This is a genomic window from Pseudoalteromonas sp. AOP7-A1-14 (genome assembly GCF_052376275.1).
Taxonomy (GTDB): Bacteria; Pseudomonadota; Gammaproteobacteria; order Enterobacterales; family Alteromonadaceae; genus Pseudoalteromonas.
The window spans coordinates 1-12,513 of sequence record NZ_JBQSVO010000109.1 but is presented as its reverse complement, the minus strand read 5'-3'; the positions used below and the strand labels follow the sequence as shown (position 1 = coordinate 12,513).

Genomic DNA, 12,513 nt, shown 5'->3' with positions numbered 1-12,513 from the left:
GTCGTAAATTGTTATATCAGCACCTGTTAAATAAGTCGTCCCGTTTTTATCAGTAAAAGGCACAAAAATACTTTTAAAGTGCCCCCATTGATCTTGAGATACCTCGAATACTGGCTCGGTAGAATAAAAAGCACCTCTATTAGCTTTAGTTGCTTCTGGGTATAAATCCAGTAGCTGGGTTACTTTTCCTGTATGCTGATCGGCTTGGGTGTAGCTTGATGCGCTAAAGTGCACTTGTTCATCGCGTATTACCATTGCATACACATAGGCGATATCTAAGGCGTTAGCAAATTCAGAGAGTTTACGGCTTTTAGCTTGATACTCTAAAAAGCTAATTGCTTTTTTATCTAAGCGAGTATGATAGTCACTGCCTAAAATATGTTTAACGGTCACTGCGGCATTGAGCAGTCGAGTATCAACGCTCTGCATAATCTCAGCGCGAGCGGTATGGTAAGTGTAATAAACATAACTGAACAAGCTAATAAAAAAAGCAATAAATCCGGTGATGATCCAATTAGTATGTAAATTTCCTTTTATCATTGCTTTGCGTCTCTATAAATAAGCGGTTTATTGTATTGATATTTGAGAGTAACTGAATCACCATAACTTTTATGCTAACACTGCATAATTCACCAATATATCATTTTTTTTGTCATGTAGCCGTTAGCTTTTATAGCTTTTTACAAGACATTTTACCTCTATTACAGTAAAATTAAGCGCATTAATAGAAAACAATGTGGCCACGGTATTTTATATTAATGCGTATTTAACGTGGGTTACACTTAGTAGGTATGAAGATGGAACAAACGCGTAGTGCTGTCGCCTCTAAAGAATCCTTGAAGCGAGTTTTTACTGTACCTGAAGCCCCTGATTCAACGTTAAGTAAAATTGAGCTTGAAATTTCAAGTAATTTAGCGGGGTTTCTGAATGAAAATATTGCAGCGATTGAAAAGCCCTTACATGAAATAGAAAAAGACTTTCAATCAGCGGTGATCCCTGAAGATCCTACATTTGTGTCTGTCTATGCACAAGATATTATGGATCAGCTTGTGGCTCACTCAGTACATACCGCTGCACCAAGCTTTATTGGCCATATGACCTCGGCATTACCGCATTTTGTTCTACCACTTTCTAAATTGATGGTGGGGTTGAATCAAAACCTCGTAAAAATAGAAACGTCAAAAGCCTTTACCCCACTTGAACGCCAAGTACTTGGTATGATGCATCATTTGGCATATGGTCGTGAGGATCATTTTTATAGTAAATGTATGCACAGTGCTAAAACCTCTTTAGGGGCATTTTGCTCAGGTGGTACGGTCGCAAATATTACCGCTTTATGGATTGCCCGTAACCGACTTTTAAAAGCCGATGGTGAATTTAAAGGTATTGGCTCACAAGGACTCGTTAGTGCCATGCTGCATTATGGCTACAAAGGGTTAGCGGTATTAGTTTCTGAGCGTGGCCATTATTCACTCGGTAAAACAGTCGACTTGCTAGGGATTGGCCGCGATAATATTGTGGCAATCAAAACTGGTAATAGCAATAAGGTGGATGTCAGTGCGATGCGCGAAAAAGCATTAGCGCTGCAAGCCGAAGGCATTAAAGTATTGTCGATAGTAGGGGTTGCAGGTACAACAGAAACTGGCAATATCGATCCCCTTGATGAAATGGCAGACTTAAGTGAAGAGCTAGGTTGTCATTTTCATGTTGATGCTGCATGGGGGGGGGCAACGTTACTTTCACAAACTTATCGACCACTTCTTAAAGGCATTGAACGAGCTGATTCAATCACCATTGATGCCCACAAACAAATGTATGTACCAATGGGGGCAGGGTTAGTGCTATTTAAAGACCCGGCCGCAGCCGATGCTATTGAACACCATGCTGAGTATATTTTACGTAAAGGCTCAAAAGATTTAGGCAGTCATACCCTTGAAGGTAGCCGCCCAGGTATGGCAATGTTAGTACATGCTTGTCTGCGAGTGATTGGCCGTAAAGGTTATGAAATGCTAATAGATCGCTCAATTAATAAAGCGCATTATTTTGCCGACTTAATTAAAGGCGAGGATGATTTTGAGCTTATTTCTGAACCTGAGTTATGTTTATTAACCTATCGTTATGTGCCCAAGCAAATTAAGCAAAAAATAGCGCAAGCCGATCCGCAAACTCGCCTTGATATTTTTGCCTCCTTAAATCGCTTTACCGCCAGCATGCAAAAACGCCAACGTGAAGCAGGCCGATCGTTTGTATCACGTACTCGACTAACGCCTGAGCAATACGATTATCAGCCGACGGTAGTATTTAGAGTGGTACTGGCTAACCCATTGACATCGGGTCAAATTTTAAAAGACATATTAGTGGAGCAAAAAGAGCTCGCTAAATCAGACCCGGTATTTAAAAAGTATCTTAGTAAATATATGAATTAAAAATATTGGTGTCATGGTGACATAACACCAATAATGTTGTTATTTATTCACTAAAACAATTCGCTTTTATCATTTCACTAATAATAGCTTGCGATGGTTTAATTTTTTCCATCGCTAAAAACTCATCTGGTTGATGTGCTTGGTTGATTGAACCGGGACCCATAACAATCGTTTCACAGCCTAATTGCTGAATAAATGGTGCTTCAGTGCAGTAATTTACAGCAATTGCTTGTTCGCCTGATATTTTTTCAGCCAGTTTTACTAGTGCTGAGTCTGTGCTACCAGTAAAGGCCGGGATGGGTTCGTGCATATCGATAACACTCACCGCATCAGGGAATTGGTTGTTAATTTCGCTGGCTATATTAAGTAGCATAGCTTGTAGTTCTTGCACACTTAAACCAGGCAATGGGCGCATATCAATGTGCATTTCGCAGCAACCACAAATACGGTTTGCATTGTCGCCACCATGAATGTGACCCAAGTTTAAAGTCGGGTAGGGTATAACAAAATGTTCAATTGAATATTTATTCTTTAATTCTTCTTTAAGTATTAATAGCTTTGAAGTGACTTTATGCATCACTTCAATTGCGTTTAAACCGCGTTCAGGATCTGAGCTATGACCCGAACGACCAATTACCCGAATCGCCGAACTCATATGTCCTTTATGAGTGAATACAGGCTTCATATCAGTAGGTTCACCAATAATACAGCGCGCTGGTTTTAAGTTCGGGTGTTTACAAATTTGCTGAGCGCCTGCCATCGTGGTTTCTTCATCGGCGGTTGCTAAAATTAAAATAGGTTGGTTTTGTTCGCTTTCGTTAAGCTCGCTGATTGCTTGTAATACAAAAGCAAAAAAGCCTTTCATATCAATACTACCTAAACCGTATAATTTATTATCATGTTCACTTAACTTAAATGGATTGTAGTTCCAGCGGCTATCATCAAAAGGGACTGTATCAGTGTGACCGGCGAGCATTAAACCACCATCACCTTGGCCACGCTTAGCAAGTAAATTAAAGCGGCCTTTTGGGCCTGCTAACTCTGTAATTTCACACTCAAAACCAAGTTCGGTGCACCAACTTTCGAGTAAATCAATTACTCCTTTGTTGGTCATTGCTAATGACTCATCCATAGCACTAATTGAAGGCGCTGCAATTAATTGCTGATACATGGACAAAAAAGACGGTAAAGGCATAAAAAATTCCAAAATAATCATTCATTCTAATTGCATAACAATATAAAAGTATTTATGATGAATATCAATTCACTTTTTAAGCATAAATATATTAAGTAACGCTATGTTCACACAACGACGATAAACTGATTTCATTACTTAAGATAGCCTGTTTACGTGTTATCGAACCTGATTTGAATTTCTATGATGTAACAAAACCAAAAAAGAGTAACGAATGAAAGTAGTAATTATTGGCGCAAGTGGTTATAGCGGCGCAGAATTAGCCAGTTTAGTGGCTAAGCACCCACAATTAACGTTAAGTGGTTGTTATGTTTCTGAGCAAAGCTTAGATAAAAATAAATTATTAAGCGATTTGTATCCAGAGCACCTTGGTTTGCTTGATTCGCCTTTATTACCGTTGGGCGAAAGCGCATATAACGACATTGAAAATTCAGCTGATTTTGTATGTCTATGCACCGACCATAAAGTAAGTGTTGATTTAGCTCCACGCTTTTTAGCCATGGGTAAGAAGGTTTTCGATTTATCCGGTGGTTATCGTTTAAGTAGTAATGAAGATTATAAAACCTATTATGGTTTTGAGCATCAACATACCGAGCTACTCGCTGATGCAGCTTATGGTCTTGCTGAGTGGAACAGCGATGCAATTGCTAAAGCGAAGTTAATTGCAGTGGCAGGCTGTTATCCAACTGCAGCACTTAATGCTTTAAAGCCGCTACAACAAGCTGGTTTTTTGGCCGAACAGCCGATTATTATTAATGCGGTTTCAGGTGTTACAGGGGCGGGTCGTAAAGCAAGTGTAGGTACTCATTTTTGTGAAGTATCCTTAACACCTTATGGATTATTTAAGCATCGCCACAGTCCTGAAATTGAGCTACATCTAGGTCATAAAGTGTTGTTTACACCGCATTTAGGGAATTTCCCTCGGGGTATTTTAGAAACAATTTACGTGCAGTTAAAAGCAGGTGTAACAACTGAACAAGTTACGCAAGCTTATAAAGTATTGGCTGATGAACCATTAATTAGATTGCTCGGCAATAAAGTCCCGTCAATTAAAGGGGTGGCTAAACAACCTTTTGTAGATATTGCATGGCAGCAACAAGGAACGCAACTTATTGTAATGGCCGCAATTGATAACTTATTAAAAGGCGCTGCCGGCCAAGCAGTTCAGTGTATTAATTTAGCTATGGGCTTACCCCATAGCACAGGCTTAAAGGGTGTAAGTAATGCAAACATGGGTCATTAAGCTCGGTGGTGCGGTTCTCAATACAGAAGATGCCGCAAAAGCGTTGTTTGAAGTATTGGCTAAACAAACCCAAGCGCAGTTTGTTATTGTTCATGGCGGTGGATCATTAGTTGATAAGTGCCTTACTGATGCAGGTTTTGCTAGTGCTAAGCACCAAGGTTTACGTATTAGTCCAAAAGAGCAAATGCCTTATATAGTCGGTGCGCTGGCAGGCTGTGCTAATAAACAATTAATGAGCCAAGCAATTGTTGCAGGCCATAAACCTGTAGGACTTAGTTTATATGAAGCAGGAGTTATTGCTTCGCAAAAGCTAAAAGCATTAGGGCAGGTCGGTCAATGTACCAGTGGCGAGCCTGGTATTATTCCTAGCCTTTTAGAGCAAGGACGTTTGCCATTAGTTAGCTCTGTTGGCTTTGGTGAAGATGGCCAATGGTATAATGTTAATGCTGATGAAGCCTCGGCAGCAATAGCAAAGGAGTTAGATGCAGAAGTTATTTTTATGACCGATGTAGAGGCCGTGCTTGATGCTAATAAGCAACCGCTTCATCAATTGGATACAAATCAGATCAATACATTAATTGCAGACGGAGTCATTTTGGGCGGAATGGAGGTTAAAGTTAAGACTAGCCTTCTTGCTGCCCAGCATTTACGACGCGGTGTATACATTTCGAGTTGGCAAAAGCCAGAAAACTTAGCGGCTCTTCTTATTGGCGAGCACGTTGGAACAAAAATTACACCATAGGTTTTACATGTTTAATCATTTTTTATCAGGTCTAGAACTGGACCAACAAGGCGCACTTAAACTACTTGAGTTAGCGCAAAAAATTAAAGCAAACCCAGTTGATTTTAGCCAAGCATTAGCGGGCAAGTCAGTGGTTACTTTATTTGAAAAACCAAGCTTACGTACACGTTTGTCGTTTGATATTGGTATTAATAAGTTAGGTGGCCATGCGGTTTATTTAGACTCGCAAAATGGCGCCATGGGCGCACGCGAATCAGTTAAAGATTTTGCATTGAATATTGCAAGTTGGGCTGATGGCATTGTCGCGCGGGTATATCAGCATAAAACGTTAACCACGCTAGCTGAATTCTCAAGTGTCCCTGTGGTCAATAGCTTGTGTGACTTATATCACCCATGCCAAGCACTTGCTGACTTTTTAACCCTACAAGAAGTGTACGGTGATGTTAGTCAGTTAAAACTTGCTTACTTAGGTGAGGGTAATAACGTGACTCACTCGTTAATGTTATTGGCTGCGACATTGGGTACTGATTTTGTAGCGGTGTGCCCTAAAGGTAATTCACCTGATGCACAAATTTTAAAGCAAGCAGAACAAATTGCGGCAATGAATGGTGCATCAGTAATGGTAAGCGACCGTGTTGAAGCCGCCGTTGGCTGTAATGCGGTGTATGCTGATACGTGGGTGTCAATGGGCGATGAAACGCCACTTGATCTAGTTAAAGAAAAGTATATGCCGTATCAATTAAATACAGCATTACTTGAACAAACAGGAGCTGACACTGTATTGCATTGTCAGCCTGCACATCGGGAGTTTGAAATTACCTCTGAAGTAATGGATGGCCCGGCGTCAAAAATTATACAACAGGCAGAAAACCGTATGCATGCGCAAAACGCTCTGCTTGTTTCGTTATTAAATCCAAATTTTGTGTAAGGTATCACCAATGAGTTCTATTAAAAAAGTTGTATTAGCCTATTCTGGTGGTTTAGATACGTCGGCTATCGTGCCATGGTTAAAAGAAAACTACGGTTGTGAAGTTGTTGCGTTTGTAGCCGATGTCGGCCAAGGTGCTGAAGAGCTAGAGGGTGTTGAAGAAAAAGCTATCGCCTCAGGGGCTTCTGAATGTTATGTCGTAGATTTAAAGGATGAAATGGTCAGTGAGTACATTTATCCGACTCTTAAAACGGGTTCAATCTACGAAGGCACTTATTTGTTAGGTACCTCAATGGCTCGACCTATAATTGCTAAAGCACAAGTTGAAATTGCACGTAAAGTGGGTGCTGATGCGCTTTCTCATGGTTGTACGGGCAAAGGTAATGACCAAGTACGCTTTGAGTCTTGTTTCGCAGCGCTTGCGCCTGAACTTAAAGTAATTGCGCCATGGCGTGAATGGGACTTAACAAGCCGTGAGTCATTACTTGATTACTTAGCAGATCGTGATATTCCTTGTTCTGCATCCGCGACTAAAATTTATAGCCGTGATGCCAATGCATGGCATATTTCTCATGAAGGGGGCGAGCTTGAAGACCCTTGGTGTCAACCTAGTGAGCAAGTATGGACGTGGACTAATTCACCAGAACAAGCACCCAATGAATCAGAGCTAGTGACTCTTAACGTTGTTGAAGGTGAAATAGTTTCCGTTAATGGTGAGCAACTTAAGCCGTATGACTGTTTAGTTAAGCTTAATGATATTGCATCACCTCATGGCATTGGCCGTGTTGATATTGTTGAAAACCGCTTAGTGGGTATGAAATCTCGTGGTTGTTATGAAACTCCAGGTGGCACAGTAATGATGGCTGCATTGCAAGCTATTGATGAGCTAGTGCTTGATAAATCAAGCCGTAAGTGGAAAGAAGTACTAGGCGGCGAGTTTTCGCACCTTTTATACGATGGTCGTTGGTTCACACCGCTTAAAGATTCAATTTTAGCGGGAGCCGAAGCACTTTCAACCCTTGCAACAGGTGAGGTGGTACTTAAGCTTTACAAAGGTCAAGTGACAGCGATTCAGAAAAAGTCACCAAATAGCTTATACAGTGAAGACTTTGCAACCTTTGGGGCGGACGATGTTTATGACCAGTCGCATGCTGAAGGGTTTATTCGTTTATTCTCGCTTTCAAGCAGAATTTCAGCGATGACGAAAAAGTAATTTAATTTAGCTCCGCTGTGCTTTATTAATAAGGCGCAGCGGAGTCATTTAAGGGTTTGGAGAGATTTAATGGCATTATGGGGCGGGCGTTTTTCTACGGGTCCAGATGAGGCGTTTAAGCAATTTAACGACTCACTTCCCTTTGATTATCAACTAGCAGAGCAAGACATTATTGGCTCTGTCGCATGGGCTGGCGCCTTAAAGCAAGTTGATGTTTTGAGTAATGAAGAGCATAAAACGTTAGTTGCAGCACTTTATGAGTTATTAGACGAAGTAAAAGCGAATCCACAAGCGGTTGCGACTTCAGGTGCAGAAGACATTCATTCTCATGTTGAAGCTGCACTAATTGAAAAAGTCGGTGATTTAGCTAAAAAACTACATACTGGACGCAGCCGTAACGACCAAGTAGCGACTGATTTTAGACTGTGGTGTCGTGATACCGCGGATCACCTACTTGAGGCATTAGCACAACTTAAAGGCGAGTTTATTAGCCTTGCTGAGCGAGAGCTTGGCACTATTCTTCCGGGCTATACTCATTTACAGCGCGCCCAACCTTTACTATTCAGTCATTGGTGTATGGCGTACGTTGAAATGATCGAGCGTGATGAAAGCCGCTTAAGTGATGCCAAAGCAAGATTAAACTACAGCCCACTAGGCAGTGGTGCATTAGCGGGTACTGCTTACCCAATTGACCGTCAAGCACTGGCTACAGAGTTAGGCTTTAGCGGCGCAACTAAAAATAGTTTAGATGCTGTTTCAGACCGTGATTTTGTGGTTGAGCTTTTAAGTTGCGCATCGATTTCGATGATCCATTTATCGCGTATGGCCGAAGATTTGATATTTTATAATTCAGGTGAGGCCGGATTTATAGAGCTTGCAGATAATGTAACTTCAGGCTCATCACTGATGCCACAAAAGAAAAACCCAGACGCACTTGAGCTTATTCGTGGTAAAACAGGGCGTGTTTTTGGTGCACTCAGCAGCATGACCATGACCTTAAAAGCATTGCCGCTTGCTTATAATAAAGATATGCAAGAAGACAAAGAAGGTCTGTTTGACGCAATGCCAACGTGGCTTGCGTGTATACACATGGCACAAGCGTGTATTAAAGGTGTAAAAGTTAATGGCGAGCGTACACTTGCTGCGGCTAAAGGAGGTCACTCTAATGCGACTGAATTAGCTGATTACCTAGTTGCCAAAGGTATTCCGTTTAGAGAAGGCCATCACATTGTTGGTGTACTTGTACAAATGGCTATTGCTCAAGGGAATAACTTAGAAGATTTAAGTTTAGAACAATTCAAATCTGTGCATAGTATTTTTGAGAAAGATGTATATCCTGTATTAGAAATAGACGCTTGTATAAAAGCTCGCCAAGCATTGGGCGGCACATCGTTAGAGCAAGTGAGTTTAGCAGTTAAAAGCGCCAAAAAAAAACAGCAAATATTAGTGCGTGACGCTAACTTAGATGATGTTGAATCGATAGCTAAATTAATTCAGCACTGGGCAACCGCAGGTGAAAACTTACCGCGTGCTAAAAGTGATATGGTGCACTCGATTAATGAGTTTGCTATTACTGAGGTTAATTCTAAAGTGGCAGGGTGTGCATCACTTTATATATATGACACGGGACTTGCTGAAATACGCTCACTAGGCATCGACCCTGAAACGGGCGTCAGCGGGCAGGGTCGGCAATTAGTTGAACACTTATTAGGAAAAGCCAAAAAGCTGGCCCTAAACCGTATTATTGTTTTGACGCGAGTACCTGATTTCTTTGAAAAACAAGGTTTCACATTCTGCACTAAAGAAAGCTTACCTGAAAAGGTAATGAAAGATTGTGAACTGTGTTTACGCAAACATAATTGTGATGAAGTCGCAATGGAATATATTTTGAGGCCAAGTAATAGTACGGAGATCCCGTGTAAAAACGTGGCTTAAAATCCCTGGATATAAAAGACGTACGGTTATCCCTGTGCGTTTTTTTATATCTTTATCTGTCTGGTATGACCTGTTCTCCCGATCTAGTTTCATTTTATGCTTAATAGTTGGCCTATCTATTAATTCAGTTCTATATCTCTTAATGTATTATGCTATACATTTAATTAAAAATCCTGAACCTTGGATATTATGGGGTATTTATTCGTTTAGTATAAATACAGTTAAATGCTCGCTCACTTCATCACAATGAAAAAGTCAAAAAATACCGGCAAGTCAAAATATAGTGCTAGTAGCACGTTTACAAATCAGTCTGTGTAAATCTTTATTGGCGAAGTTACCGGCCTATGCGTTGGGACTTTCATTAAGAAGCTTTCTTAAAACCATCCTGTAAAACTCTACATAAAATTGTCACATGTTCTTATATGTAGCGACGTATATTGTTGATACTTAGTATCTTCTGCACTATCAACACGAGTGGTTTTGGGGGGGTATAGAGAAGCTATCAATTTTATGGGGTTCAGATGTTGATAGTGCTTTTAACCAACAAGAATTTGTTAGGGCTGACTAAAGCGTATAAGTGATTTCGAGGCTACAATAAAGTCAGCCTCGAATAACGTTATAAACAGATATTTAAAAGCGGTATTCCCAGCTGGTTTTAAGGGCTGTATCGGTGTTTGATTCATCACCTAATTCATCTTGATAAATTGAGCCAGCTACTTTCCACAGGCCATTAAATACACCTTGCTGATAGCCTGTTTCAAGTTGAAGGCGTTTAAAACGCTGTACTAAATATTGATTATTAAGATTACCTATTACTGACTCAGCACTTATATAGCGTAGCTTTGTATATGCTCCAAAGCCATCATGTGAGAAGTACTGTGCTCCTAGAACCCATGACTGACTATTTTGTGGTGTTGACGAGCCGATAAGGCGGCTTTTTTGGGTATAGCTACCTTGCTGTAATGTTTGATAGTTATTACCGTAAGTACAATCAAGCTCACATAGCTCTTGTGTATTTGAATATTCTAAATATGCTTTAGTTAATTGTGCAGAACTGCCAAAGTAACTTTCTACACCAAGGGTATAAAAAGGCGAACTGGGTAGTATGCCACTTTTACTTTTGCCCATTAATTCAGAGTAAACAGCAATCGGTTGATTAAATAAGCTCGTTGAATATTTAACATCAATACTACTGAGGCGGTGTTCTGTCTGTTGTATATTTTCATCGAGGGTTGCTTGCTTAAAAGAAGTCGTGGTTAAAAAATCCGAACCACTACTACTTATGGCAACTTCAAGACCGTTAATGGGTGTACTTGCAAGGCGCAATGCCCAATAATTACCATCATTTGTTTGATCTTGTATGGGTTTTTGTTTGGCATAAATGCCCGTAAGTTGCCAATTACCAATGAACGATAGCCAATTTGGTCCGGCGTACTGGCTATTTGCGCGGGTAAAACGCAGCCCTTCCATAGGAGCTGCATTATTTGAAAGCATGAGAGCATTATCGTTACTCGGTCCCCACCAGTGATCAACTTGTTCTACACTAACCGACCAATTACCAAATAACACGGCAAGGTAGCTACCATGATAGTTAATGTATTTTTGATCAAGCGCTTGGTCAGCATAATTAACGCTTACTTTCGCGCTAACGCGGTCGCCAGTAATCGAACCATAACTATTGATACCACTTTGTTGCTGGTTGCGTTCACCAAAGCTTTGCGATAATTCAGGCGCACTATTATAGTTAGCACGAAAACCAGAGCTACTGCCTTGTTTGGCAAATTCCAATGCGTGCTTCACATGTTGGTAAGCAAAAAACACCTGTTCATTTAGTTGGCTACTATCAAGTTGCGCTAAATCTCGGGCAATACCTTGCCACATTAGTGGGTAAGTATTTATCGGTTGATTAATAACGCCTTGATTAACTAACATTTCTATTGAGGCTCTAAGCATTGTATCATTACTACTTATCCACGGCTGCGCTAAACTTGAGGTAGAGAAAAGAGTAAGCGAAAGCATCAGCTTGTTAAATTTCATCCGTGGAACTTTTCCTGTAATGCGTTAACGACTAGCGGGTTGACAAACTCGCTTACATCACCTTTATGTCTGGCGACTTCTTTAACCAAAGTTGAAGAAATAAATGAATTTTTTTCTGCGGGGGTTAAAAATATACTTTCTAAATCAGGGTTGAGTCGGCGATTCATGTTGGCAAGTTGAAATTCGTAATCAAAATCAGAAACCGCGCGGATACCTCTGATCAATACATTGGCTTGATGGTCGCGGGCTAAATCAGCTAATAAACCTGAAAAACCAATAACACAGACATTATCTATATGGTTTAGTAGGGTATTTGCTAGTGCCACTCTTTCATCTAACGTAAAACAGGGCTGTTTCGTTGGATTATGGGCGATAGCAACAATAACAGTGTCAAACATTTTTGCTGCTCGCTGAATTAAATCAGTGTGGCCGTTGGTCAAAGGATCAAAGGTACCAGGATAAATAGCGGTGACTTTCATAAATTTCGGCTCAGTATAAATTTGCTTGTTATATTAACAGTGTTTTCTATTGAGGTCAGCAAATGAGGTTATTTCAATTATTCAGGTGCTTATCGTTTTTAAGTTAGAAATTTACAAGGAGGTGTTTTAATGGTTCTAATTTGTTTATACTGAATGTTCGACCTTTCTTGAACAAAGTTTGAACATCCGTATTAAAAACAATCTGAGTAAATCGATATGAGCACCAAGGATAAAATTATAAAAACTAGTATTGCGCTGTTTAATCAATATGGTGAACGGGCAATTACTACCAATCATATTGCTTCTCATATGGGG

General features: G+C 40.4%; 9 protein-coding genes and 2 pseudogenes. 7 read left to right on the top strand and 4 right to left on the bottom strand.

What is annotated here, in order from left to right:
• Nucleotides 1-540: pseudogene (locus ACT3RM_RS14530) on the bottom strand (GGDEF domain-containing protein); the annotation flags it as partial.
• A 257-nt stretch (nt 541-797) separates the two neighbouring features.
• Here ACT3RM_RS14530 and panP point away from each other — a divergent pair.
• Entirely contained in the window at nt 798-2,426 is a 1,629-nt protein-coding gene (gene panP, locus ACT3RM_RS14525; RefSeq protein ID WP_441993049.1) for a pyridoxal-dependent aspartate 1-decarboxylase PanP, read from the top strand.
• 43 nt (nt 2,427-2,469) lie between these two features.
• On the opposite strand, the gene argE is transcribed toward panP, so the two are convergent.
• The gene (gene argE, locus ACT3RM_RS14520; protein WP_441833804.1) at nt 2,470-3,621 is read right to left on the bottom strand and encodes an acetylornithine deacetylase; all 1,152 of its coding nucleotides are present in this window, start codon (nt 3,619-3,621) and stop codon (nt 2,470-2,472) included.
• Between the two features lie 214 nt (nt 3,622-3,835).
• Here argE and argC point away from each other — a divergent pair, with 214 nt between their 5' ends.
• The 5 genes from argC (at nt 3,836) to argH (ending at nt 9,682) form a co-directional block, all read left to right on the top strand.
• Nucleotides 3,836-4,864, top strand: a complete 1,029-nt coding sequence (argC, locus tag ACT3RM_RS14515) for an N-acetyl-gamma-glutamyl-phosphate reductase (protein WP_441993048.1) — start codon at nt 3,836-3,838, stop codon at nt 4,862-4,864.
• Nucleotides 4,845-5,606, top strand: coding sequence for an acetylglutamate kinase (gene argB / locus ACT3RM_RS14510; protein WP_441993047.1), 762 nt, complete (start codon nt 4,845-4,847; stop codon nt 5,604-5,606). Before argC ends, argB begins: the two co-directional genes overlap by 20 nt.
• Nucleotides 5,607-5,613: 7 nt before the next feature.
• Nucleotides 5,614-6,534, top strand: a complete 921-nt coding sequence (locus ACT3RM_RS14505) for an ornithine carbamoyltransferase (protein WP_441833807.1) — start codon at nt 5,614-5,616, stop codon at nt 6,532-6,534.
• A gap of 10 nt (nt 6,535-6,544) precedes the next feature.
• The gene (locus ACT3RM_RS14500) at nt 6,545-7,747 is read left to right on the top strand and encodes an argininosuccinate synthase (protein ID WP_441993046.1); all 1,203 of its coding nucleotides are present in this window, start codon (nt 6,545-6,547) and stop codon (nt 7,745-7,747) included.
• Nucleotides 7,748-7,816: 69 nt separating this feature from the next.
• Nucleotides 7,817-9,682 (top strand): argininosuccinate lyase, encoded by a 1,866-nt coding sequence (gene argH / locus ACT3RM_RS14495; RefSeq protein ID WP_441993045.1) that lies wholly within the window; start codon nt 7,817-7,819, stop codon nt 9,680-9,682.
• 630 nt (nt 9,683-10,312) lie between these two features.
• Here the strand turns inward: argH and ACT3RM_RS14490 are convergent.
• Entirely contained in the window at nt 10,313-11,719 is a 1,407-nt protein-coding gene (locus tag ACT3RM_RS14490) for a capsule assembly Wzi family protein (RefSeq protein ID WP_441993044.1), read from the bottom strand.
• A complete protein-coding gene (gene coaD / locus ACT3RM_RS14485) occupies nt 11,716-12,198 on the bottom strand; it encodes a pantetheine-phosphate adenylyltransferase (RefSeq protein ID WP_441993043.1) in 483 nt (160 codons plus the stop codon). Before coaD ends, ACT3RM_RS14490 begins: the two co-directional genes overlap by 4 nt.
• 216 nt (nt 12,199-12,414) lie before the next feature.
• Between coaD and ACT3RM_RS14480 the strand changes: the two are divergent.
• Nucleotides 12,415-12,513: pseudogene (locus ACT3RM_RS14480) on the top strand (TetR/AcrR family transcriptional regulator); the annotation flags it as partial.